A 22,650-nucleotide genomic window follows, 5' to 3' on the forward strand; every position below is an offset into this window, starting at 1 on the left:
GCCGGGATGATGCCGGTGATGACGGTGCCGGTGTTGGTGGTGATCGTCGCCGTGGTCGTCCCGAAGGTCACGGTCGCACCCGTCAGGCCGGTGCCCGCGATGGTGAACACGCCACCACCCGCCGCAATGCTGCTCGACGGACTGACGGTGGCGGTCACGACCGGCACGGCCACGTAGGTCATGGTTCCGCCGGACACCGTTCCCCCGGGAGTGGTCACGGTGACGGGCACGGTGGTGCCCGCGGTACCGGCCGGGATGATGCCGGTGATGACGGTGCCGGTGTTGGTGGTGATCGTCGCCGTGGTCGTCCCGAAGGTCACGGTCGCACCCGTCAGGCCGGTGCCCACGATGGTGAACACGCCACCACCCGCCGGGATACTGACCACCGGAGTTATGGGCGTGGTGACGACCGGCGGCGCGGACGAGAGGTAGGTGAAGCCGCCCGGAACACTCGCCGATCCACCGACGGTGGTCACCACCACGGGGACGGTGCCCGCGGCGTGCGCCGGGGTCAGGCCCGCGATCACGTTCGGGGCGCTGGCCAGCACGGTGGCCGCGGCACCGCCGAAGGTCACGCTGGCCCCGGCGAGCCCGGTACCGGTGATGACGAACGGGATACCGCCAGCGACCGGACCGGAGACGGGCGTGATGGCCGCGGGGTTGGGCGCGGGCGTCGGCGAAGCCACCAGATAGGTGTAGGCCACGGGGTTGCTGGTGCCGTTCGGGGTGGTGACGGTCACCGCTACCGTGCCGCTTCCGGGCGGGGCCACGACGACCAGACTGAAGCCGAGGACGTCACCGGACACGATGGTGGCCGGAGCCGATCCGAAGTGGACCTGGGTGGCGGCGTTGAGGCCCAGGCCGGTGAGGGTGACGGTGTCGCCGCCGGCCGCGGGCCCCGCGTTGGGGCTGTCCACGAACAGCACGGGCGGCAGCGGCCAGGGCAGCGTGAGGCTCGGCGCCAACGACGCCGCATGCACAGTTGCGTTCACGATTCGTCTCCTGCGTGAGAACGGTGAAGGCGGCCGGGCGGGCCTTCAACCGCGCCGCCCGGCCCCGGACCTGTCAGCTGTCCAGCCATCCCTCTGAGCGGCCGTGCGGCACGGCCGGTCAACGGCCGTAGGGCGGGCCGAGAGGCGCAGGGCTGTGCATACCGACACATCTGGGCCAGGAGCTGCGGCGAGTACCGGTGAGCTGGCGCCAGGACGGCTGGAGCGAATCACCCCCCGACGTCCGAGAGGGGGCTGGAACAACGGACCGGCCGCCAGCTGAGCTCCCCGGCACGGGATGGGCGGCCCGCCGGTTCAGACATCACCATTACGCCGACATCATGGATATGAAGCAATAACATTGACGGCCGGTCACCCGAACGGCCCAGCTTCCCGAACCGCTTGCGCCTACCGCGGGTGCTGCCATCCCCCAAATGGCGTCGCTCGGTTACGAGGACGTCGTCGCCCTCCGAGACTCCGTGGCCGCCCTGGCGGCATACGTGCGACAGCGCCTGCTCGCCGGCCGACAGCGCACCGACAACCGCGCCGAACACGGCGTGCGTGCCGCACTCGGCGAGCGCCATCAGCCTGGCCTGCGGGAACGCACCAATGCCACGTCCCGTGCCCGGGCGGCCGAAGTGCTCGTCGTTGGCGTCGGTGTCCGCCAGGTCCAGAGTCGTGCCGTCCACGGCGACCAGGTGCCAGCGCCGGTACCAGGCGCCTGCCGTCTCCGGGCACGGCCAGCGGGCGGCACACCCGCGCGAACAGCACCTGCGCCCGGTCCTGGCCGAGTTTGCGGCTGCGGGCGCTCCGGTGCGCAGCACGCGATGGCGGTCAACGAGATCGTGCTCGCTTCGTCCTCGGCGGCAGTGTGCTCGGGGCCGCGGGCGGGGTGGGCACCGTGCGCTCCTGGGTGACCGAGGTGGAGTTTCTGCTGCCGGGTGGGCAGTGCAAGGTGCGCCCGGACGGCGTGTGGCAGGTCCCGGAGATCGGGGTGCCGGTGCTGATGGCGGAGGTTGACCGCTCCACCATGGCTCCGGCCGACGTCACCGCGAAGTCCCCCCGGTACCGCGAGCTGTTCCGCACGAAGGACCGCGACAACGACCCGGTGCTGGCCGACGAGGAACCGGCCGACCGGGCGGTGCACTGGTGGCGCCGGGCCTACCCTGGCCACGCCCGGGCCCGGTACCCGCCGGTCGCCCTGGGCGTCCTCTGCGTCGTCCGCTCAACCGGCCGTAGCGACGGCCGGCGGATGGTTCGCCCCCAGAACAGCGGCCAGATCCTGGTGTCTCGGATGACGCGGCCGTGGTCAAGGGGCACTTCACCACGGGCATGCAAGCATGCGCCCAGAAGGCGTCGGGCTTCTCGGGCCGTCTGCCGGTCGGCGGCGCCGGAGGGGTGATGGGGCGGTAAGGGTAGCCATGGTCTAGTCCGCTTAGCAATGCTCCGTCAGGAATCGGTCTGGACCATTTTCCAACCTTTCTTGACCGACCGGTCTCGAAAGGACTAGCGTCCCTCCCATGGCGCGAACGAAGGAATTCGACCCGGACGCGGCGCTGCAGGCGGCCCTGGAGCTGTTCTGGCGGCGCGGCTACGAGGCCACCTCGATGGTCGACCTGGTCGAGGCGCTCGGTATCGCCCGGGCCAGCATCTACGCGACCTTCGGCAGTAAGCACGAGCTGTACCTGCGCGCCCTGGAGCGCTACGGCGAGCAGACCGATCCGGTGCTGCTGGCCGAACTGTCCCAGCCCGGCCCGGTGCTGCCGGCCGTGCGCGCACTGGTGCGCCGGTATGCGGCGGAGTCGGCCGAGGACGGGCTCAGGCGCGGCTGCTTCGTCATCAACGCGGCCGTCGAGCTGGCCCCGCACGACCCGTCGGCGGCCCGCCGGGTGGGGGCCAGCCTCGGTCACCTGGAGACGGTGCTGACCGCCGCTCTGGTGCGCGCCGGGGCGCAGGGCGAACTGCCCGCCGGGCGGGAGCCCCGGGCGCTCGCGCGGATGTTGATGGTGCTGATGCAGGGCATGCGGGTGATGGGCAAGACCGCCGACGGCGCGGCCCGGGTGCGGGACGCCGCCGAGCAGGCGCTGGTGCTGCTGGACTGACTTCCCGGCCAGCGGGTGGTCGGGTCGATGCCTCCTGCTACATCGATTCTGGACCGAACGATCGTTTATGAAGAACGCAGGGGAGGGGGTCCCATGCTCGCGGCCACATCGGGCCGGTCAGGATTCGCGCTGCTCGTCGCGCGACTGACTTACCGTCACGAGCGTCGCCGGATGCGGCGCCGGCCGGGACGGCGCTCACCATGCTCGCGGTCGCCGCCCCGCCGCCGGCCACCACCACCGCATCAGAACGCACCACTCGGATCGAGGAGTTCACCCCATGACCACGCGTTTCGCCGACCAGTCCGTCCTGATCACCGGCGGCGGCAGCGGCATCGGGCGGGGCATCGCGCTGGCCTTCGCCCAGGAGGGCGCCCGGATCGCGGTCGCCGGGCGCAGCGCCGGACCACTGGCCGAGACCGTCGACTTGATCGAGCGGGCCGGCGGCGAGGCGATCGCGCTCACCGGCGATGTGGCGGACGCTCAGGACGCCGCCCGGCTGGTCCGCGAGACCGTCGAGCGGTTCGGCGGGCTGGACGTCGCCGTCAACAACGCCGGGGTGCTCGGTGCCCTCGGTCCGGTCGGCGAGATCGACGAGGCCGACTTCCGGCGGGTGTTCGACATCAACGTGACCGGCACCCTGCTCGCGATGAAGCACCAGATCGGCCACATGCGGGCCCATGGCGGCGGCGTGATCGTCAACGTCTCCTCCAACGTCGGCGCCCACCGCCGGATCGCGGGCGTCGGCGCCTACGCCGCCAGCAAGGCCGCCGTCACCGCGCTGACCCGCGCCGCCGCCCGCGACCACATCGCCGACGGCGTGCGGATCAACCTGGTGAGCCCCGGCCCGGTGGAGACCCCGATGTCCACCCAGCCCGGGGAGAACGCCGCGGCCAAGGCCGAGCGGATGAAGGCCGAGGTCCCGGCCGGCCGGGCCGGCGCGGTGGAGGAGATCGCTGCCGCCGTGCTCTACCTCGCCTCGCCGGAGGCCGGCTACACCGTCGGCGCCGACCTCGTGCTGGACGGCGGCGCCACCGCCTGATCGGCCGGGCTCAGCCGTTCAGCCAGTCACCGGGCACGGCCTCGTGGAGCGCTTCCAACGCCTCCGGGGTCCGTGCCCGGGCCATCATCCAGGCCTCCTCGACCACCCCGATCAGCACGTCCGGCCCCTCGTGCCAGCGGCAGCCCCGGCCGAGTGCGGGCAACTCCCGGAAATAGCCCGGAAGTTCATCGTCCGACTCGATGAAGTCGGTCAGCTCGTGGTCCTCCAGCAGCTTCTCCGTCATCGCCATCACCGCGGCCGCCGTCGAGAAGCGCTCCTCCCCGGGCTCCCAGTGCTCCTGCGACTTGTCGGCCAGGTCCGGCCGGATCACCGTCGGCGGGTCCTCCTGCTCCAAGTCGCCCAGCAGGACGCCCCAGTGCGCGCAGCCCTGGTTCTCCGCCCGGTACACCAGCGCGCCGTCCAGCACGTACAGCTCGTCCGGCGTCAGCAGCACGTCCTGACTGCTGGTGAGGTCGGCCCGGCGGCCGAACAGTCGGTACGCCTCGCGCAGCGCCGCCGGCAGCCGCACCCCGAGCCGCTGCTCGGCCGCGTCGAGCTCGGCGTCGGTGAAGCCGTCGGCCGCCGCCAGCGGCTCGCCCCAGCGCGCGGCGAAGCCCCTGACCAGTGCCCAGGCGCCCGCGCGGCCGCGCAGCGTTTCGGCCATCGCGGTTCGCATGTCGAAATCCGTGTCGTTCACCCGCGCACCGTACGACACCACGCTGACAGCGCTCCGGGCGCCGCACCCCCGTCAGCGCACGATCGGCCGGATCTGACGCGAACGCGTAAGCCCGGGGACACTCGCTGATCACCATGAGGTTTCCGCGCCGTCGTTCGGGCAAGACACGGTTTCGGCCGGAACCGACACACGAAAGGCGGACGCGCAACCGATGCCGACCGCACCGCGCACCGCGCCCCTGCCGGGACGCCGCCCAGGACCACATCGGGGAGGGCGCTGGGGTGAACACGGGCTCGCCTGGGCCTTCCTGCTGCCCTCCCTGGTGGTGTTCATCCTCTTCATCGGCTACCCGCTGGGCCGGACCATCTACCTGAGCGGGCACGCCAACGACCTCTTCGGCGCGCCCTCCCGCTACGTCGGGATGAAGCACTACACCGACCTGCTCGGCTCGGCCGACTTCGGCCGGACGCTGGGCACCACGGCGCTGTTCACCCTGCTCACCGTGGTGCCCGGGGTGTTCGGCGCGCTGGTGCTGGTGCTGCTGCTGGAGAACCGGATCCGCGGTGTACGGCTGCTCCGCTCCGCCTTCGCGCTGCCCTTCGCCTTCTCGGTGGCCAGCGCGTCGGTGGTCTTCGCGGTGTTCTTCAACCCCGCCAGCGGGGTGCTCAACGGCCTGCTCTCGCGCGTCGGCCTCGGCCCGGTCGGCTGGCTCACCGACTCCCGGTACGCCCTGGTCTCGGTGGCCGTCACCACGATCTGGATGAACCTCGGCTACAACGTGCTGGTGCTCTCCGCCGGCATCGGCTCGATCCCGGGGGAGATCGTGGAGGCGGCCCGCATCGACGGCGCCTCCGGCCTGCGGCTGACCCGCTCGATCACCGTCCCGATGCTCGGCCCGAACCTCTTCTTCCTGACCGTGGTCTCCACCGTCCACGCACTGCAGAGTTTCGGCCAGATCCACATCCTCACCAAGGGCGGGCCGGACGGCGCCACCCGGACCCTCGTCTACTCCGTCTACGAGAAGGCCTTCGCCTACAACTCCAGCGACTTCGGCATGGCGAGCGCCCAGGCCGTGGTGCTGCTCGTGGTCGTCCTCGCCTGCACGGCCGTCCAGTTCGGCGTCCTGGAGCGGAAGGTGCACTACGCATGACCACCATCGTCAGTGAGACCGAGGCGCCCCGCCCGCGCACCCGGGTGCTCGCCGGGCGCTCCCCGCGCGACCTGCTCGGCCGCGCCGCCGTCTACCTGCTGCTCGCCGTCGCCGTGGTCACCGTGGCCTTCCCGGTCTACTACGCGATCGCCGGCGCCTTCATGGACCCGTCCGAACTCTCCTCCTACCCGCCGGCGTTGGTGCCCCACTCGGTCACCGGGCGGAACTTCGCCGGCGCCGTGGACACCATCCCGCTGGCCCGCCAGTACGCCAACTCGGCGATCACGGCGACCGCCATCACCCTCGCCCAGTTGTTCACCTCGATCCTGGCCGCGTACGCCTTCGTCTTCCTGCCGCTGAAGGCGCGGGCCGTGGTGTTCGGGGTGTTCCTGGCCACGCTGATGGTCCCGTGGGAGGCCATCATCATCCCCAACTACCTGACCCTGTCGGACTGGGGCCTCGGCAACACCTACTTCGGTCTGGTGCTGCCCTTCCTCGCCTCGGGCTTCGGCACCTTCATGCTGCGCCAGTCCTTCCGGCAGCTGCCCGGCGAACTGCGCGACGCCGCCCGGATCGACGGCGCCGGGCACTGGCGCTTCCTGTGGCGGATCGTCGTCCCGCTCAACAAACCGGCCCTGGCCGCGCTGTCGATCTACGTCTTCCTGTCCGCCTGGAACCAGTACTTCTGGCCGCTCATCATCACCCGCACGGCGAACATGCAGACCCTGCAGATCGGCCTCACCTCGCTGCGCGACTCCGAGATGGCCGACCCCGGGCTGATCCTGGCCGGCGTCGTGCTCTCCCTGCTGCCCACCCTCGCCCTGGTGGTCTTCGGCCAGCGCTTCATCGTCCGCGGCCTGACCGCGGGCGCCGTCCGCTGACCGGCCCCGTGCCGGATCGTCCGTCCCGCTTCCGCAAAGAACTTCCGCAATGAACTTCCGTGAAGAAAGAGAACCCTCGTGAAGAAGAGTGCGCGCGCGCTCGCGGCCCTGCTGGTGGCCGGTCTCTCCCTGACGGCCTGCAGCTCCTCCGACTCCGGCTCCGGCTCGGGCGGCTCCTCCGACGCCGCCGCGCCCGGCGCCCAGGCGCTGGACCAGGCCTCGGGCGTCACCGGCATCGAGTTCTGGCACTCGATGACCGGCAAGAACGCCGACGTGCTGAACGGGCTGGTCAGCCAGTTCAACGCCGCCCACCAGGGCAAGATCGAGGTCAAGGCGCAGTTCCAGGGCAAGTACGACGAGCTGGTCGCCAAGTACAAGGCGTCGGTGCAGCAGAAGGGCACCCCCGCCCTGGTGCAGGTCTACGACATCGGTACCCGGTTCATGATCGACTCCAAGCAGACCGTCCCGGCCCAGGCCTTCGCGGACAAGGACGGCTTCTCGTTGGACGACCTCGACCCCAACATCCGCAACTACTACTCGGCCGGCGGCAAGCTGGTCTCGATGCCGTTCAACTCCTCGATGCCGCTGCTCTACCTGAACACCGAGGCGTTCAAGGAGGCCGGTCTCGACCCGGCGCAGCCGCCCAAGGACCTGGGCGAGCTGGCCGACATGGCCAAGAAGCTGACCAAGAAGGACGCCGACGGCAAGACCGTCCGCTACGGCTTCGGCGCCGCGATCTACGGCTGGTTCGTCGAGGAGCTGCTCGCCGAGTCCGGCACGATGTACTGCGACAACGACAACGGCCGCAGCAACAAGGCGGGCAAGGTCGTCTTCGACTCCGCCCAGGGCGCACAGATCGTCCAGTGGTGGGCCGACCTGGTCAAGGGCGGCTACGCGGCCAACACCGGCCGGGTCACCGACGACGCCCAGGCCGCCTTCAAGGCCGGTACGGTCGCGATGCACCTGGAGTCCACCGGCGTGCTGCGCGGCTACACCGAGGCCGCCAAGTTCGGCGTCGGCACCGCCGCCTTCCCCAAGGTCACCGCCGCGGACCAGGGCGGCCCGGTGATCGGCGGCGCCTCGCTGTGGATCAGCGGCCCCGGCCACTCGGACGCCGAGAAGCGCGCCGCCTGGGAGTTCGAGAAGTTCCTCACTTCCCCCGAGCAGCAGGCCGTCTGGCACACCGGCACCGGGTACTTCCCGGTCAACAAGAAGTCCCTGGACGACCCCAAGGACAAGGAGTGGGTGGCCAAGTACCCGCAGTTCCAGACCGCCATCGACCAGCTGAAGGCCACCAAGCCCACCCCGGCCACGGCGGGCTGCCTGCTCGGCGTGATGCCGCAGGCCCGCAAGGGCGTGGAGACCGCCATCGAGCAGACCGTCGCCGGCGGCAAGACCGCCCAGCAGGCCCTGGCGGACGCGGTCAAGGAGCTCCAGCCCGCGATCGAGAGCTACAACAGCTCGGTCGGCTGACCGGTTCGACGGTCCGGCGGCGGCCCGCCCGGCGCACTCGCGCCCGGCGGGCCGCCGTCGTCGTCGCCCGGCGGAGAGCGCGCTACGCGGAGAGCGCCTCGCCGTCCTCGGGCAGCGTGCAGGCGGCCGCGAGTTCGTCCAGCGAGAGGTCCAGTGCGAAGGCCAGCGCCGCGATGGTGAAGAAGGACGGCGTCGGCGCCCGACCCGTCTCGATCTTCCGCAGCGTCTCCGCCGAGACACCGGCCACCGCCGCCACCTCGACCATGCTGCGTTCACCACGCGCCTCACGCAGCAGCGCACCGAAGCGCTCCCCACGCTCGCGCTCCCACGGGGTCAGCGGAGTCCTCACCATGGCGCCGAGTCTAGGGCCTTCCGCCCCGCAGGTGGATCAGTGCTCCCCGGGCCAGTTGGGGAGGGGGGCCGGGCCTCCCGGTCGCTCGGTGTTCAGAGCCAGGCAGAGGATGACGACGGTGGTGTTGCGCTCCTCACTGTAGGAGCCGAAAACATCCTCCGGCTCCGAGTCGCACGCGTGCTGGGCGCTGCCGTCATGCGAGACCTTGGTGACCTTGTAGTCCGCGTTGGGCTTGGTGCAGGCCACGATCTCCATCTTCGGCTTCTTCCCGTCGCCGATGTCGTGCACGCAGTCACCGGCCTTCGAAGCGGCCGGTTCGGACTTGCTGATGTTGCCGGAGACGATCAGGCCGCCGGCCATCAGTGCGACCAGGAGGAGCGGGCCCCCCACACGCTTGCCGAGGCGGCGAAGCCGCGAGGGCTCGGCCGGGGCGGGGAGTCCGTGGTTCTCGGGCTCCGGGGTGAGCGGCTCGGCCGGCTTCGGGGTGTCGTCGACGGCGGGGAGCGGCGGGGTCGTCACGTTGGTTCCTCGTGATCAGATCATCGGATGGTGCCGCCGAACCTTAGCGGATCATGAGCCCGGCGAGCCTGCGCATTTCCCCAGGCCAGAGGCCTTGCCAGCCGTTGCGGCCCGCCGAGGCGAGGGCGCGTGACCCACTGGCCCGTCAACTGGAATGTCCTGGACGGCAGTTGCCGACATCCTTCCGGGTCCGGGGGTTGACGCGACTTCACCTCCCTTCCAGCCGTGATACAAATACCGGTATAAGAATTGGATCCAGGGGAGTGATTCACCATGGTCGAACTCAAGTCGGACGCCGCGCTCGCCGCGATGCGCGAAGCCGGGCGGGTGGTCGCCAACGCGCTGGCGGCCGTGCAGGGGGAGGCGGCGGTCGGCGTCAGCCTGCTGGAACTGGACGAAGTGGCGCGGGGCGTACTGCGCGAGGCCGGGGCCGGTTCGCCGTTCCTCGGCTACCGGCCGTCCTTCGCGCCCGTCCCCTTCCCGGCGGTCATCTGCGCCTCCGTCAACGATGCCGTCGTGCACGGCATCCCGGACGGCTACCGGCTGCGCGACGGCGATCTGGTGAGCATCGACTGCGGCGCCGTGCTGGACGGCTGGTGCGGCGACGCCGCCGTCAGTTTCACCGTCGGCGCCGCCCGCCCCGAGGACGCCGAGCTGATCGCCGCCACCCGGCGCGCCCTGGAAGCCGGGATCGCCGCCGCCGTGGTCGGCAACCGGATCGGCGACATCGCCCACGCCGTCGGCGCCGTCGCCCGGGCCGGGCGGTACGGGACGCCCGAGGGCTTCGGCGGGCACGGCATCGGGCGCCGGATGCACGAGGACCCGCACGTGCCCAACGACGGCCGCCCGGGCCGGGGTTATCCGCTGCGCCCGGGCCTGGTGCTGGCCATCGAGCCGATGCTCACCGCAGGCGGCCGCGACGACTACGACACCGACCCGGACGGCTGGACCCTGCGCACCGTCGACGGCAGCCGCGCCGCCCACATCGAGCACACCGTCGCCGTCACCGAGGACGGCCCGCTCATCCTCACCCTGCCGTAGGGCGCGGCCGGCCGGACGCCGCCGCACCGGGCGGGTGCGGCGGCCGTGGGATCCGCGCGTGGTGCGAGTCAGGAAGCCCGGAGCAGGGCGCGCAGCTCGACGGTGTCGACGATGTGGGCCCGTGCCGGGAGAACGTGCTGGAGCAGGACGTCGTGGACGCCGGGGTCCGGGTCGGCGACGCCGTCGGACAGGACGTAGAGCCGGTAGTCGCGGTCGGCCGCGTCGACGACCGTGGACAGGACGGCGCCGCTGGTGGTGATGCCGGAGACGACCAGAGTGGTGATACCGCGCTCGCGCAGCCGCCGGTCGAGGTCGGTGGTGGACAGGCCGCCGTGACGGGTCTTGCGCACGACGATGTCGCCGTCCTGGGGAGCCAGGCGTTCGTGGATGGCGGCGGCGGGGTCCTCGTGGTGCATCACCCGGTGTCGGGCCAGCGGGGCGAAGGACTTGTTGACGGCCGGGATCGCGTCCCAGTCGGCCTCGGTGAAGGCGACACGCACGTACGCGATGGTGCCGCCCTTCGCGCGGACGTCGGCGACGGCCCCTTCCACACGGCCGAGCAGGGCCTCGCGGTCCCCGTCCTCGGGCAGGACGGCCAGGATCGCGGGCTGGTAGTCCACGACGAGAAGAGCGGTGTGCGCGGGGTCGAGTGCGGGGGCGGTGCTCACGCGAGGGTTCCTCCTTGTTGATGTTGCGGCGGCTCGGTGCTTCAGCGGCGAGTCGCGGTGCGTCATGAGTGGCTGGGGGACGGTTCCGGCTCGTGCCACGACGTCCGGTCGTGCCGGGGGAGCAGGAGCGGGGTGGCGAGGATGAGCAGTCCCGCGACCGCGAGAGCGGCGCGCGGGCCGGTGGCGTCGGCGAGCAGCCCGCCGAGCGCGGTGAAGACGGCGATGGACGCCTGCTGGCCGATCGACCAGGCGGAGAGGGTGCGGGCGACGAGGTGCTTGGGCGTGCGTTCGAGCCGGTAGGTGGCGAGCACCGGGGTGAACAGGCTCATGTTGATGATGATCGCCAGCTCGACGGCCATCACGGTGGCGAGGCCGACGACGCCGGGACGGACGAAGACCAGGCCGATCAGCCAGACGGCGCGCAGGGTGCCGACCGTCCGGAAGACCCGCTGCCGGCCGTAGCGGGCGACGACCCGCTGGGCCAACCGGGAGCCGACGAGTCCACCGAGACAGGGGGCGGCGAAGGCGAGGCCGTACTGCCACGGCGGGAATTCGAGCTGGCGGAGGAGGAGCACGGCCAGCAGCGGCTCGGTGGCCATGATCAGGCCGGCGACCAGCATGTTGTTGAGGTAGAGCGCCCGCAGACCGGGGTCGCCCATGATGTGCCGCCAGCCGTCGAGCACCGCGCCCGCCCGCACCGGGCTCTTGCCGGTCGGTGGCGGCGCTTCCTCCCGGCCGCGGATCGCGGTGATGCCCAGCGCGGAGAGCAGGTAGCTGAGCGCGTCGGCCACCACGGTGGTGACCGGCCCGAACAGGCCGATCGCCGCCCCGCCCAGCGGTGGCCCGACCGCGATGGAGCTCCAGTTGGTGGACTCGAACCGCGCGTTGGCCACGAGCAGGTCGTCCGGCCGGACGAGGGCCTTGAGGTAGGCGCCGCTGGCCGCGTTGAACGCGATCTTGGCCGCGGCGACCACGGCCGAGATCACGAGCAGCTGGATGAACCCGAGGTGACCGAAGGCATAGGCGACCGGGATCGTCGCCATGGCCGCGAACCTGGCCAGGTCCATCACGACCATGACCGAGCGCTTGCGCCGGAACTCCACCCACGGCGCGAGCGGCACCGCGATCAGCGCGCCCACCGCGGGCCCCACCGCGGACAGCGCGGACACCTCGGCGGAGCCGGCGTGCAGCACCAGCACGGCAATCAGTGGTAATGCCCCGAACCCCAACCCGGACCCGTACGCGCTCACCGCGTACGCCGCCCACAGCCAGCCGAACCCCCGGCCCAACGGCCTCCTGCCCACCATGCTCAGCGCGCTCCTCGATGTCTCACCCGAACAAACCGACGTTGACCGGTGAGAGCTAAGCGAGCGGCACAACCGCAGGTCAAACAACCGCCCTGCCGACCCTGCACAACCATCCGTTGTTCACTACGCTGGGTCGACATGGATCTCGAAGCCGTTCGCACCGTCGTCGCCGTCGCGGAAGCGGGCCAGTTCCAGAAGGCCGCCACCGACCTGTCGATCACCCAGCAGGCCGTCTCCAAACGCATCGCCGCGCTGGAGCGCGACGTCGGCGTGCGACTGTTCACCCGCACCCCCCGCGGCGCCGAGCTCACCATCGACGGGCAGGCGTTCCTGCCCCACGCGCGCGACCTGCTGCGCGCCGCCGAGCGCGCGGTCGCGTCCGTGCGCGCCGGCCGTCGTCCCCTGCGCGTCGACGTGATCGCCTCCCGCGGCGCGACGTCGGGCCTGATGCGCGGCTTCCACAGCGCGCACCCCGAGATCGACCTCGACGTGCTGATGCTGCTCGACATCGAGACGGCCGTCACGTCCATCCGATCCGGTGCGATCGACGCGTCCTTCCGCGCCGTCGCCGCACCCGGCCGACCCCTTCCGGAGGACATCGAGTCCGTCCGGGTGCTCGACGAGCCGCTCCAGCTCCTCACCGGCCCCGCCCACGCGCTGGCGGGCGCCAAGTCGGTGACCGTCGCCGAGCTGGTCGGCCACCGGATCTGGATGCCCGGCATCCTCCCCGGCAGTGAGTGGGCCGCCTACTACGAGGACCTCGTCGCCGAGTTCGGCCTCACCATCGAGGCGACCGGCCCCAACTTCGGCTCCGACGCGCTGCTCGACACCATCGCCGACACCCCGGCCCTCGCCACCTTCATGAGCGAGCAGACCCGTCTCGTCTGGCCCGCCGGCCACGGCCTGCGCCGCATCCCGGTGACCGACCCGACGCCCGTCTACCCGCACTCGCTCCTCTGGCACCGCGACAACCCCCACCCGGCGCTGGCCACCCTCCGTGCCCACCTCACCGCCCCGGCGGCAGGCCACTCCGGGGCCGGGGCCTGGACGCCCGGCTGGGCGCGGTGATCACCGGGGTGACGGACGACACGCGGTGTGATCCGCCCGCCCGGAGTACCGTGCGGGACATGACAGACCAGGACTTCACCACGCGGGTCACCGTCCGTGGCTACGAGACCGACACCCAGGGCCACCTGAACCAGTCGGTCTACCTCCAGTACGCCGAGCACGCGCGCTGGGAGTACCTCCAGGCCGCCGGGATCCGGCAGGCCGATCTGCTCGCCGAGGGCGTGGGACCGGTCGTCCTGGAGACCACGGTCAAGTACCTGCGGGAGCTGCGCGCCGGCGACTCGGTGGACATCAGCTGCGTCTTCGCCTGGCGGGACGGCAAGACCTTCCAGGTGGTGCAGCGGCTGATCCGCGAGGACGGTGTGCTCGCCGCCGAGATCACCGGCGTGGGCGGCATCCTCGACCTGGCGGAGCGCCGGCTGGTCAAAGACCCGCGCGAGCCGCTGCGCGCCCTCGCCGCCGAGCCGGGCCTGCTCGGCCTCTGACCACCTGTCGAAGCCTGCTGGGGCGCGTCTTGCGGATCTCCGCGGACCCGGCAGAGATCCGCAAGACACTCCCTATCCGTGCCGGTGCCGCCCGGAGTCCGTCGCCGCCGTCCGAGGATGGTCGGTGGCGGCGATCAGGGCGGCCAGTCCGGTGGTGACCGGCACCGAGGCGACCAGCCCGATGCCGCCGACCAGGGCGCGCGCGACCTCCTCCGCCACCAGTTCGCTGGTGGCCACCGACACCACGTCCCGGTGCGCGATCGAGAACAGCAGCAGCAACGGCAGCGCGGCGCCCGCGTAGGCCAGCACCAGGGTGTTGACGGTCGAGGCGATGTGGTCGCGCCCGATCCGCATGCCCGTCCGGTAGAGCTTGCCGGCGCCCATCGTCGGGTCGGCCTGGTGCAGCTCCCAGATCGACGAGGTCTGGGTGACGGTCACGTCGAACAGCACGCCCAGCGAGCCGATCACGTACCCGGCGAGCAGCAGGCCGCGGATCTCGATCCCGGGGTAGAGGCTGTGGACCAGCCCGGTCTCCTCCGAGGTGTTCCCGGTCAGGTGCGCCCAGGAGGCGAACACCAGGCTCAGCACCCCGATCAGCACCAGTGACACCAGGGTTCCGAGCACCGCCACCGATGTCCGGGCGGAGAGCCCGTGGCACAGGTAGAGGGCGATCAGCATGATGGCGCCGGCGCCGACGATCGCCACCAGCAGCGGGTCCGAACCGCGCAGGATGGCGGGCAGGATGAACAGCGACAGCACCGCGAAGCTGATCACCAGCGCGATCAGCGCCGTCACCCCGCGCCAGCGCCCGACCACCACCACGATCACCGCGAACAGGCCGGCCAGCACGCCCATCGGCAGCCTGCGCTTCGCGTCCACCGCGGAGTACCGCAGGTGCTGGTCGAAGCCGTTCCCGGTGTGCGGGTGGGCGGGGACCCCGCTCGGCCAGAGCACCACCAGGCCGACCACCACCGCCACCGCGAACGGGATCAGCACGGCCGCGATCACCTTGCGCAGTCGCGCGGAGACCGGCGCCGCCGGACCGTGGGCGTGTGAGTGCCCCACCGCCGCACGGTCGCCGCCCGCGTGTTCGTCCTCCAGCGTTCCTGTCGTCACCTCACGCCTCCTCAGTTCTCCTGCCACCGCGCCGGATCCGCCGCGACCACCGCATCATCGGGGCCCAACGGGCCGGTGCCCCGCAGGGCGCGAACCGTGGGCGCGCCGTGGGCGGGTGCGGGCCCCCGCCGGAGCCGGGGGATTACCCCACCTCCGACCGGCCAGCTTCCCGCATGGGCACAAGTCCCCTGCCCCAGCAGACTCTTGGCCATGACGAACCCCATCCGACGCACCGCCGCCACCGTCGCTGCCGCCGCCATCGCCGTCACCGCGCTCACCGCACTTCCCGCCGCCGCCGACCCGGAGCACGCCGGCCGCGACCGGCTCGACTGGTCCGCCTGCCGGGGCCAGAGCGACTCCCGCCAGGAGTGCGCCGACCTCGCCGTCCCCCTGGACTACAACGACCCGGACGGCCAACAGATCACGGTCGCCGTCTCCCGGATCGCCACCGCCAAGCCCGGCATGCGCCACGGCGTGCTGCTGATCATCCCCGGCGGCCCCGGCGACAACGGCCTGGACCGTCCGAGCAGCGTGGTCAAACGGCTGCCGCAGTCCGTGCTGGACCGCTTCGACCTGGTCGGCTTCGACCCGCGCGGCGTCGGCCGCTCCACCCCGGTCAACTGCGGCCTGGACCACTCCGACCTGGCGATGGTCAAACTCCGGCCCTGGCCCGCCGCCGACGGCTCGATCGACGGGAACCTCGCCACCGGCCGCCGCTTCGCCGAGGCCTGCGCCCGCAACGGCGGCCCGGTGCTGCGCAGCATCTCCACCGCCAACGAGGCCCGCGACATCGACAGCATCCGGCGCGCCCTGGGGGAGCGCCGGCTCTCCGCCTGGGGCACCTCGTACGGCACCTACGCGGGCGCCGTCTACGCCACCGTGTTCGCCCAACACACCGACCGGATCGTGCTGGACAGCAACGACGACCCGGACCCGTCGCGGGTCGGCCGGGGCTGGCTCGCCGCCTTCGGCCAGGGCGCTGAGGACCGCTTCCCCGACTTCGCCGAGTGGGCCTCGGCGCCCGGCAATCCGGACCGGGTCGCCGACACCCCCGAGCAGGTCCGCCCGCTCTTCCTGGACCTCGCCGCCCGCCTGGACCGCGAGCCGCTGCCCTGGCCCGGCGCGAACCCGGCCGAGCTGGACGGCAACGGGCTGCGCGAGACCATGCTGGAGAGCCTGTACGCGGACGCCAAGTTCCCCGACCTCGCCCGGCTGATGCTGGCCGCCCAGGGCCGCCGCCCGCTGCCCGCCCCGGTGACGGCGCCCGACGAGGTGCTGCAGAACCACATCGCGGCCTCGGCCGGCACCCTGTGCAACGACGTCAACTGGCCCACCGATCCGGCCGCCTACGCCAAGGACGTCGCCGCCGACCGCGCCGCCCGTCCGCTCACCGCGGGCATGCCGGTGAACGTGATGCCCTGCGCGTTCTGGCCGTTCGCCCCGGCCGAGCCGCCGGTCCGGGTGACCGGCCGCGGCCCGGCGAACGTCCTGCTGGCCCAGAACCTGCGCGACCCCGCCACCCCCTACCGCGGCGCGCTCAAGCTGCGCGCGGCCTTCGGCGACCGCGCCCGGATGGTCACCGTGGACTCCGGCGGCCACGACGTCTACCTGGCCAACGGAAACGCCTGCGGCGACGCGGCGGTGACGGACTTCCTGGTGACCGGCCGTCGTCCGGCCGAGGACGTGTTCTGCCCGGCGAGCTGAGTTCGACGACCTCGTGCGCGGGGGCGACCGGCCGTGAACGAACGGCCCTTGCCCCCGCGTGAACCCCCGTACGACCCTCGCAAATGAGTCGAAGCTGTCGCGATTTTGTGACAATACTTCGCCAACACCCTGCCCACGCGGGGGTTTCGCGGCCTTAATGTTCGAACTATGCCACCGAAGAGCCGCATACCTGCCCCGGACCCGGGCGACACCTGGGTGCCCCGCCCGAGGCGCCGTGAGACCCCGCTCGGAATCCTGCGCCATGCGGCCACCTTCCTCGGTTCCAGCGTGCTCGGCGGTGTGCTGCTGGCGGGCCTGATCCTCCCGGCGGCCGGCGCGGTCGGGTTGGGCGCGAAGAGCGGCGCCGAGAGTTTCGAGAGCATCCCCGACGACTTCAAGACCCCGCCGCTGACCCAGGCGACCCAGATCTTCGACGCCAAGGGTGGTCTGATCGCCAAGGTCTACGAGCGCGACCGCACCGTGCTGACGGCCGAGCAGATGTCCCCGCTGATCCGCCGGGCCCAGGTGGACATCGAGGACGCCCGCTTCTACGAGCACGGCGCGGTGGACCTCAAGGGCATCCTGCGGGCGGCCACCAAGAACGCCGAGAGCGGCGCCGCCGTCCAGGGCGCCTCCACCCTGACCCAGCAGTACGTGAAGAACGTCAACGTCGAGATGGCCGGGGACGATCCGGTCGCGGTGCGCGAGGCCCAGCGCAAGACCCTCGGCCGCAAGATCCAGGAACTCCGGTACGCCATCAAGCTGGAGGAGGACCTCACCAAGGAGCAGATCCTCACCAACTACCTGAACATCACCTTCTACGGCCACCAGGCGTACGGCATCGAGGCCGCCGCCCAGCGCTACTTCAGCAAGTCCGCCAAGGACCTCACCCTGCCCGAGGCGGCGATGCTCGCCGGGCTGGTGCAGAACCCGTCCCTGTACGACCCCAAGCTGCACCCGGTGGCCGCCCAGAAGCGCCGGGACACCGTCATCGACAAGATGGTGGAGAACAAGCACATCACCGCCGACCAGGCGAAGGAGGCCAAGGCGGCGCCGCTCGGCCTCAACTACAAGGACCCGCAGAACGGTTGCATCACCGCCCAGGCCGGCATGGGCTTCTTCTGCGACTACGTGCGCCACGTGGTCAAGCAGGACCCGGTGTTCGGCAAGAGCGCCGCCGAGCGCAAGAAGCTCTGGGACACCGGCGGCCTGAACATCTACACCACCCTGGACCCGGACAAGCAGGCCGCCGCGCAGAACGCCGTCTCCACCAAGGTGTACGTCACCGACCCGGTCTCGGCGGCGATGACCATGGTCGAGCCCGGCACCGGCAAGATCCTGGCGATGGCCCAGACCCGCCCGTACGGCCTGGAGAAGGAGAAGAACCAGACCGTCGTCAACCTCAACGTGGACTCGGCGATGGGCGGCGGCATCGGCTTCCAGCCCGGTTCCAACTTCAAGCCGATCGTGGCCGCCGCCGCCCTGGAGGCCGGTCTGCCGCCCACCCAGCGGTACGACTCGCCGAACCGGATGGACTGGCCGACGATGAAGACCTGCGACGGCACCTGGAAGAACCTGAGCAAGGGCAAGAAGGACGGCACCATCCCCAACGAGAGCACGCGCGAGGTCGGCCCGTACGAGCTCAAGGAGGCGATGGCCCTCTCGGTCAACACCTACTTCGTGCAGATGGAGCAGGAGATCGGGCTCTGCGCCGTCAAGCAGATGGCCAACAAGCTGGGCGTGACCGCCAAGGCGAGCGGCGATCCGCTGCAGGAGGTGCCGGCCCTGGGCCTCGGCACCCAGGAGGTCAGCCCGCTGACCATGGCCAACGTGTACGCGACCTTCGCCGCCCGGGGCAACTACTGCGCGCCGCTGGCGATCAACCGGATCACCACGGTGGACGGCAAGGACGTCCCCGTGAACCCGGTCCACTGCGACCAGGTGATGTCCCCGGACACCGCCGACGTGATCAACACCGTACTGCTCGGGGTGACCGAGAAGGGCGGCACCGCGCGCGACCTCCGGCTGGACGACGACCGCCAGATCGCGGGCAAGACCGGCACCACCGACGAGAAGAAGTCGGCGTGGTTCACCGGCTACACCGGCAACCTGGCCGCCTCGGTCTGGCTGGGCAGCCCGGGCACCAAGGTGCCGATGCGCAACATCCGGATCGGCGGCCAGTACCAGGCGGAGGTGTTCGGCGCGACCGGCCCGGGGCCGATCTGGCAGAAGGCCATGAGCGACGCCGTCCGGTCCATGCCGGAGCAGGAGTTCACCACCGTCTACATCCCGGACCCGATCAAGCGCGACCCCGGCTGCAGCACCTCCAGCGGCACCCCGAGCTCGGTCACCTGCACCGGCACCCCCAACCCGGGCTCCACCGGCACGCCGACCGGCCGGCCGCGCGGCAACAACCCGTCGGGCAACAACCCGTCGGGCAACAACCCCTCGGGCGGCAGCCCGACCGGGCGCTCCGCCCCGACCACCCCGCCGGACTCCGAGGACCAGTGAGCCACCGGTGAGCCGACGGCCCCGCCCGAGTACCCGTACTCAGTCGGGGCCGCGGTTCTGGGAGGTCAGCGCGCCTCGACCGGCTCGCCGCTGTCCTGGTCGAGGTTGAACACCCGTCGGTAGGAGTCGGTCACCACGGTGACCTGCGCCGCTCCGGTCCAGCTCGCCTCCACCAGCCGGGCTCGGTCCGGGCCGCCGCCGACGTCCGCGAGCAGCCAGCGCCGGGCCGACCAGCCCTCCCCGCTCTCCACCAGCACCTGCCAGTGGTCGCCGGCCTGCTCCCCGGAGTCGTACGAGCGGTGCACCACCACCAGGGCCCGCTCGGCACCGGCCGGGGCGTCCTCCCGGCTGCGGGTCTCGGCCGCCGACACCTTGTGCGCGGCCAGCACCCCGAGCACGAACACCACCCCGGCGGTCACCGTGACCGCCCGGGTGGCCGTCCGCACGGCGGTGCGGCGGTCGCCCAGCCAGGCGGCCGCGATCAGTGCGGCAAGCGCCGCGCCGAGCAGCAGTTCGGGCTGGTTGAGCAGGTTGGCGACCAGCATCCGCCCGCCCGAGCGGCTCTCCCACTGGCCCTCGGTGTACAGCAGGACGGCCGCCACCCCGCAGGCCGCCAGCAGCCGGACCAGGGCGCGCCTGGCCCGTGGCGTCCGGTTGTTCCAACGCTCGTTCATCGTCCCCCCGGTCATGTGGTCACAGCTCCGCGAGAAGTTTGCGGCCCTCCGGCCAGTCGCCCAGCCCGGAGTCCGAATTGAGGTGTCCGTGCGCGCCCGACTCGACGCACCGGGCGCCCCAGGCCCGGGCGAACTCCCGAGCCCGCTCGGGGCTCACCCAGGGGTCGTCGGTGGAGGAGACCACCACGGTCGGGAACGGGAACGGCTCCAGCGCCACCGGGCGGAAGCCGATCAGCTCCGGTATGTCGGCGGTGTCGATGTCGGCCGGGGCGACCAGCAGCGCGCCCCGGACGGCGGCGGTCCGCTCGGCGGAGGCCTCGGCCACCCAGCGGGCCGCCGTGACGCAGCCCAGGCTGTGCGCGACCAGCACCACCGGCCCCTCGGCGGCGGCCGCGGCCACCGCCGCGTCCACCCGGGCCACCCAGTCCGTCCGCTCCGGGTGGTCCCAGTCCGCCTGCTCGACCCGCCGGAAGGCCTCCGGTTCGGTGGCCTCCCAGCGGGTCTGCCAGTGCTCGGGACCCGAGTTCTGGTAGCCGGGCAGAACGAGGTAGGTGGTGCGGTCCGGCATGGGCTCCTCCGGGAGGCGGTCGGTAACGGGCAGCAGGAGTCTAGGACCCGGACGGCCCGGCGCCGCAGCCGGGCGTCGCATCCCTCATGGGCCCGGCGCGCACGGCTCGCGACCGGCGCGCGGTCCCCCCTGTGCGCCGCGTTGCGCCCGTTGTGCCCTGTTGCCAACGGCACGGCAGGTACGGGAGGTTGGACCGGGCCCGGCACGGCGGCCACCGCGCCGGGCCCGTACCAGGTCTGACGCTCGATCATGTGGAGGGATGTCGGCGATGACATCGAAGATCCTGCTGGTCACCGGGGACGCCGCCGAGTCACTGGAGGTGTTCTACCCCTACCAGCGGCTGCGCGAGGAGGGCTACCAGGTCGACATCGCGGCCCCGACCAAGAAGCGCCTGCAGTTCGTGGTGCACGACTTCGTCGAGGGCTACGACACCTACACCGAGAAGCCCGGCTACACCTGGCCCGCCGACCTCGCCCTCGCCGACGTCGACCCGGCCGACTACGTCGCCCTGGTCATCCCCGGCGGCCGCGCCCCCGAGTACCTGCGCAACAACCCGGACCTGCAGCGGATCGTCCAGCACTTCTTCGCCGGCGACAAGCCGGTCGCCCAGATCTGCCACGGCCCGCTGGTCACCGCCGCCGCCGGGGTGCTCGACGGTCGCCGCACCTCCGCCTACCCGGCGCTGGCCCCCGACATCAAGGCGGCCGGCGCCGAGTTCGTCGACGGCGAGGCCGTGGTGGACGGCGTGGTCGTCTCGGCCCGCGCCTGGCCCGACCACCCGGCGTGGCTGCGGGCCTTCATCGAGATCCTGCGCGACAAGGCCCCGGTCGCCTGACCTGCGCCGACCCGGCCGTACCCCGAGACGTCTCGGGGTACGGCCCCAGGGCCTGTCCGGGGACCGGTCGGGGTCGCGTCCTCCGCCAGGCTGAGGACGGCCCGCCGCCCACCTGTCATGGTGTCAGAAACCTTGGCAGCGACCGGAGTCGTCCCACCGGTCGGCCCGTACCCGGGAGGACGGCATGACCGCCACCGACCGCACCGTCCGGCGCCGCAGACCGGTCCTGCGCGCCGCAGTCGTGACCGCCGCGGGCGCCGGCCTGCTCGCCGCACTCGCCCCGGCCGCCGTCGCCCAGCCCACCGGGCGCCCGCTGGCGTCCGGCTGCCACGGCGCCGTCCACCTCACCCCCGCCGACCGCACCGACCGGCCGAACTCCGCCGAGGGCCGGGCCGATTGGGCCGCCGCCGACGCCGCCCTGGCCGGCCTCACCGGCCCCCGCTACGGCACCTCCGCCCTCGCCGCCGTCCGCGAGAACGGCCGGCTGGTCTGGCGCAACGCCACCGGCGTCGCGGACCTCGCCACCGCCCTGCCCGCCGACCCCGAGGGCCGCTTCCGGATCGGCAGCACCACCAAGACCTTCGTCGCCACCACTCTGCTCCAACTGGTCGGCGAACGGCGGCTGGACCTCGACGACCGGCTGGAGTGCCTGCTGCCCGGCATCGTTCCGAACAGCACCGGGATCACCGTCCGGCAACTGCTCAACCACACCAGCGGCGTCGCCGACTACACCAAGGACCCGGCCTTCGAGTTCTCCGAGCAGGACTGGCTGACCGCCCGCCGCTTCAAGCCGTACTCCCTCCAGGACCTGGTGGACATCGCCGACAAGTACCCGCCCGCCTTCCCGCCGGGCCAGGACTGGCGCTACTCCAACACCAACTACGTCCTGATCGGGATGATCATCGAGAAGCTCACCGGCCGCAGCTGGCAGGAGGAGGTCACCCGCCGGATCATTCGCCCGCTCCACCTCACCGGCACCTCGATGCCCGGCAACTCGCCCTTCATCCCGGGCCCGCACGCCCACGGCTACCTCAAGACGGACACCGGCCCGGTGGACGTCACCCTGCTCAACCCCTCGATGGCCGGCCCGGCCGGCGGGGCCGTCTCCACCACCGCCGACCTGACCACCTTCATCGGAGCCCTGCTCGACGGCCGACTGCTGCGCCCGACCGAACTCGCCGCGATGCAGCAGACCAGCAGCTTCGGCGCGGGACGGTCCTACGGTCTCGGCCTCCAGCGCCTGGACACCCCGTGCGGCACCTTCTGGGGCCACGCGGGCGGCATCCCCGGCTACAACACCCTGATGCTCGGCTCGGCCGACGGCAAGCGTCAGTTCGCCTCCGACATCACGGTCTACGACGTCGCGGACGTCAACGCCGCCAACGCCGCCTGGAACCGGCTGACCGTCACCGCCCTGTGCGGCGCCCAGGCTCCGGCGATCGCCCCCGGGGCCGTACCCGACCTCGCCCGGCCGGCTCCGTGACCGACCCCC

The 22,650-nt window shown here is 72.0% G+C and carries 23 protein-coding genes; 13 read left to right on the plus strand and 10 right to left on the minus strand.

The window, feature by feature from the left end:
* Both ACH4E7_RS11785 and ACH4E7_RS11790 read right to left on the minus strand, forming a co-directional pair.
* The coding region (locus ACH4E7_RS11785) for an IPT/TIG domain-containing protein (protein WP_396248873.1) at positions 1-992 on the minus strand (992 nt) is incomplete at its 3' end.
* A gap of 227 nt (positions 993-1,219) precedes the next feature.
* Entirely contained in the window at positions 1,220-1,678 is a 459-nt protein-coding gene (locus ACH4E7_RS11790; protein WP_396248874.1) for a hypothetical protein, read from the minus strand.
* Positions 1,679-1,890: 212 nt separating this feature from the next.
* Between ACH4E7_RS11790 and ACH4E7_RS11795 the strand changes: the two genes are divergently transcribed.
* The 3 genes from ACH4E7_RS11795 (at position 1,891) to ACH4E7_RS11805 (ending at position 4,130) form a co-directional block, all read left to right on the plus strand.
* Complete coding sequence (locus tag ACH4E7_RS11795) at positions 1,891-2,391, plus strand: hypothetical protein (protein WP_396248875.1); 501 nt, start codon at positions 1,891-1,893, stop codon at positions 2,389-2,391.
* A gap of 118 nt (positions 2,392-2,509) precedes the next feature.
* A complete protein-coding gene (locus ACH4E7_RS11800) occupies positions 2,510-3,091 on the plus strand; it encodes a TetR/AcrR family transcriptional regulator (protein WP_396248876.1) in 582 nt (193 codons plus the stop codon).
* A gap of 277 nt (positions 3,092-3,368) precedes the next feature.
* The gene (locus ACH4E7_RS11805; RefSeq protein ID WP_396248877.1) at positions 3,369-4,130 is read left to right on the plus strand and encodes an SDR family NAD(P)-dependent oxidoreductase; all 762 of its coding nucleotides are present in this window, start codon (positions 3,369-3,371) and stop codon (positions 4,128-4,130) included.
* Positions 4,131-4,140: 10 nt separating this feature from the next.
* Here the strand turns inward: ACH4E7_RS11805 and ACH4E7_RS11810 are convergent, their stop codons facing one another.
* On the minus strand, positions 4,141-4,827 hold the full coding sequence (locus ACH4E7_RS11810) for an SMI1/KNR4 family protein (protein WP_396248878.1): 687 nt from the start codon (positions 4,825-4,827) through the stop codon (positions 4,141-4,143).
* A 190-nt stretch (positions 4,828-5,017) separates the two neighbouring features.
* Between ACH4E7_RS11810 and ACH4E7_RS11815 the strand changes: the two genes are divergently transcribed.
* The 3 genes from ACH4E7_RS11815 (at position 5,018) to ACH4E7_RS11825 (ending at position 8,310) form a co-directional block, all read left to right on the plus strand.
* Entirely contained in the window at positions 5,018-5,956 is a 939-nt protein-coding gene (locus ACH4E7_RS11815) for a carbohydrate ABC transporter permease (protein ID WP_396248879.1), read from the plus strand.
* Positions 5,953-6,837 (plus strand): carbohydrate ABC transporter permease, encoded by an 885-nt coding sequence (locus tag ACH4E7_RS11820; RefSeq protein ID WP_396248880.1) that lies wholly within the window; start codon positions 5,953-5,955, stop codon positions 6,835-6,837. Before ACH4E7_RS11815 ends, ACH4E7_RS11820 begins: the two co-directional genes overlap by 4 nt.
* A gap of 78 nt (positions 6,838-6,915) precedes the next feature.
* Positions 6,916-8,310, plus strand: coding sequence for an ABC transporter substrate-binding protein (locus ACH4E7_RS11825; RefSeq protein WP_396248881.1), 1,395 nt, complete (start codon positions 6,916-6,918; stop codon positions 8,308-8,310).
* Between the two features lie 82 nt (positions 8,311-8,392).
* On the opposite strand, the gene ACH4E7_RS11830 is transcribed toward ACH4E7_RS11825, so the two are convergent.
* Together ACH4E7_RS11830 and ACH4E7_RS11835 are read right to left on the minus strand one after the other, a co-directional pair.
* Positions 8,393-8,662: a helix-turn-helix transcriptional regulator gene (locus ACH4E7_RS11830; RefSeq protein WP_355670864.1), complete on the minus strand. Its 270-nt coding sequence runs from the start codon at positions 8,660-8,662 to the stop codon at positions 8,393-8,395.
* Positions 8,663-8,698: 36 nt separating this feature from the next.
* Entirely contained in the window at positions 8,699-9,181 is a 483-nt protein-coding gene (locus tag ACH4E7_RS11835; RefSeq protein ID WP_396248882.1) for a hypothetical protein, read from the minus strand.
* Positions 9,182-9,454: 273 nt separating this feature from the next.
* Here ACH4E7_RS11835 and map point away from each other — a divergent pair, with 273 nt between their 5' ends.
* Positions 9,455-10,222, plus strand: a complete 768-nt coding sequence (gene map / locus ACH4E7_RS11840) for a type I methionyl aminopeptidase (RefSeq protein WP_396248883.1) — start codon at positions 9,455-9,457, stop codon at positions 10,220-10,222.
* 68 nt (positions 10,223-10,290) lie between these two features.
* Here the strand turns inward: map and ACH4E7_RS11845 are convergent, their stop codons facing one another.
* Both ACH4E7_RS11845 and ACH4E7_RS11850 read right to left on the minus strand, forming a co-directional pair.
* On the minus strand, positions 10,291-10,890 hold the full coding sequence (locus ACH4E7_RS11845; protein WP_396248884.1) for a cysteine hydrolase family protein: 600 nt from the start codon (positions 10,888-10,890) through the stop codon (positions 10,291-10,293).
* Positions 10,891-10,952: 62 nt separating this feature from the next.
* Positions 10,953-12,197: an MFS transporter gene (locus ACH4E7_RS11850; RefSeq protein WP_396248885.1), complete on the minus strand. Its 1,245-nt coding sequence runs from the start codon at positions 12,195-12,197 to the stop codon at positions 10,953-10,955.
* A 138-nt stretch (positions 12,198-12,335) separates the two neighbouring features.
* Here ACH4E7_RS11850 and ACH4E7_RS11855 point away from each other — a divergent pair, with 138 nt between their 5' ends.
* The gene (locus tag ACH4E7_RS11855) at positions 12,336-13,265 is read left to right on the plus strand and encodes a LysR family transcriptional regulator (RefSeq protein ID WP_396248886.1); all 930 of its coding nucleotides are present in this window, start codon (positions 12,336-12,338) and stop codon (positions 13,263-13,265) included.
* Between the two features lie 59 nt (positions 13,266-13,324).
* On the plus strand, positions 13,325-13,750 hold the full coding sequence (locus ACH4E7_RS11860) for an acyl-CoA thioesterase (RefSeq protein WP_396248887.1): 426 nt from the start codon (positions 13,325-13,327) through the stop codon (positions 13,748-13,750).
* A gap of 72 nt (positions 13,751-13,822) precedes the next feature.
* On the opposite strand, the gene ACH4E7_RS11865 is transcribed toward ACH4E7_RS11860, so the two are convergent.
* Positions 13,823-14,866: a YibE/F family protein gene (locus ACH4E7_RS11865; RefSeq protein WP_396248888.1), complete on the minus strand. Its 1,044-nt coding sequence runs from the start codon at positions 14,864-14,866 to the stop codon at positions 13,823-13,825.
* A gap of 210 nt (positions 14,867-15,076) precedes the next feature.
* On the opposite strand from ACH4E7_RS11865, the gene ACH4E7_RS11870 reads away from it, so the two are divergent.
* A complete protein-coding gene (locus ACH4E7_RS11870; protein ID WP_396248889.1) occupies positions 15,077-16,570 on the plus strand; it encodes an alpha/beta hydrolase in 1,494 nt (497 codons plus the stop codon).
* A gap of 168 nt (positions 16,571-16,738) precedes the next feature.
* Entirely contained in the window at positions 16,739-19,081 is a 2,343-nt protein-coding gene (locus ACH4E7_RS11875; RefSeq protein WP_396248890.1) for a transglycosylase domain-containing protein, read from the plus strand.
* Between the two features lie 65 nt (positions 19,082-19,146).
* Here the strand turns inward: ACH4E7_RS11875 and ACH4E7_RS11880 are convergent, their stop codons facing one another.
* Positions 19,147-19,770 (minus strand): hypothetical protein, encoded by a 624-nt coding sequence (locus ACH4E7_RS11880; RefSeq protein ID WP_396248891.1) that lies wholly within the window; start codon positions 19,768-19,770, stop codon positions 19,147-19,149.
* Positions 19,771-19,774: 4 nt separating this feature from the next.
* Complete coding sequence (locus ACH4E7_RS11885) at positions 19,775-20,323, minus strand: RBBP9/YdeN family alpha/beta hydrolase (RefSeq protein WP_396248892.1); 549 nt, start codon at positions 20,321-20,323, stop codon at positions 19,775-19,777.
* A 268-nt stretch (positions 20,324-20,591) separates the two neighbouring features.
* Between ACH4E7_RS11885 and ACH4E7_RS11890 the strand changes: the two genes are divergently transcribed.
* A complete protein-coding gene (locus ACH4E7_RS11890; RefSeq protein WP_396248893.1) occupies positions 20,592-21,158 on the plus strand; it encodes a DJ-1/PfpI family protein in 567 nt (188 codons plus the stop codon).
* A gap of 184 nt (positions 21,159-21,342) precedes the next feature.
* A complete protein-coding gene (locus ACH4E7_RS11895) occupies positions 21,343-22,641 on the plus strand; it encodes a serine hydrolase domain-containing protein (protein WP_396248894.1) in 1,299 nt (432 codons plus the stop codon).
* Positions 22,642-22,650 lie beyond the last annotated feature (9 nt).

Origin of the sequence: Kitasatospora sp. NPDC018058 (genome assembly GCF_044327205.1) — a bacterium.
GTDB lineage: Bacteria > Actinomycetota > Actinomycetes > Streptomycetales > Streptomycetaceae > Kitasatospora.

Bases quoted from the DNA above. Each gene is read 5' to 3' on its own strand.
- ACH4E7_RS11830 (WP_355670864.1), bottom strand. From the start codon at position 8,662: ATGGTGAGGACTCCGCTGACCCCGTGGGAGCGCGAGCGTGGGGAGCGC.
- ACH4E7_RS11885 (WP_396248892.1), bottom strand. From the start codon at position 20,323: ATGCCGGACCGCACCACCTACCTCGTTCTGCCCGGCTACCAGAACTCG.
- ACH4E7_RS11820 (WP_396248880.1), top strand. From the start codon at position 5,953: ATGACCACCATCGTCAGTGAGACCGAGGCGCCCCGCCCGCGCACCCGG.
- ACH4E7_RS11890 (WP_396248893.1), top strand. From the start codon at position 20,592: ATGACATCGAAGATCCTGCTGGTCACCGGGGACGCCGCCGAGTCACTG.
- map (WP_396248883.1), top strand. From the start codon at position 9,455: ATGGTCGAACTCAAGTCGGACGCCGCGCTCGCCGCGATGCGCGAAGCC.
- ACH4E7_RS11875 (WP_396248890.1), top strand. From the start codon at position 16,739: ATGCCACCGAAGAGCCGCATACCTGCCCCGGACCCGGGCGACACCTGG.
- ACH4E7_RS11800 (WP_396248876.1), top strand. From the start codon at position 2,510: ATGGCGCGAACGAAGGAATTCGACCCGGACGCGGCGCTGCAGGCGGCC.
- ACH4E7_RS11870 (WP_396248889.1), top strand. From the start codon at position 15,077: ATGACGAACCCCATCCGACGCACCGCCGCCACCGTCGCTGCCGCCGCC.
- ACH4E7_RS11860 (WP_396248887.1), top strand. From the start codon at position 13,325: ATGACAGACCAGGACTTCACCACGCGGGTCACCGTCCGTGGCTACGAG.
- ACH4E7_RS11855 (WP_396248886.1), top strand. From the start codon at position 12,336: ATGGATCTCGAAGCCGTTCGCACCGTCGTCGCCGTCGCGGAAGCGGGC.
- ACH4E7_RS11815 (WP_396248879.1), top strand. From the start codon at position 5,018: ATGCCGACCGCACCGCGCACCGCGCCCCTGCCGGGACGCCGCCCAGGA.
- ACH4E7_RS11805 (WP_396248877.1), top strand. From the start codon at position 3,369: ATGACCACGCGTTTCGCCGACCAGTCCGTCCTGATCACCGGCGGCGGC.
- ACH4E7_RS11850 (WP_396248885.1), bottom strand. From the start codon at position 12,197: ATGGTGGGCAGGAGGCCGTTGGGCCGGGGGTTCGGCTGGCTGTGGGCG.
- ACH4E7_RS11895 (WP_396248894.1), top strand. From the start codon at position 21,343: ATGACCGCCACCGACCGCACCGTCCGGCGCCGCAGACCGGTCCTGCGC.
- ACH4E7_RS11880 (WP_396248891.1), bottom strand. From the start codon at position 19,770: ATGACCGGGGGGACGATGAACGAGCGTTGGAACAACCGGACGCCACGG.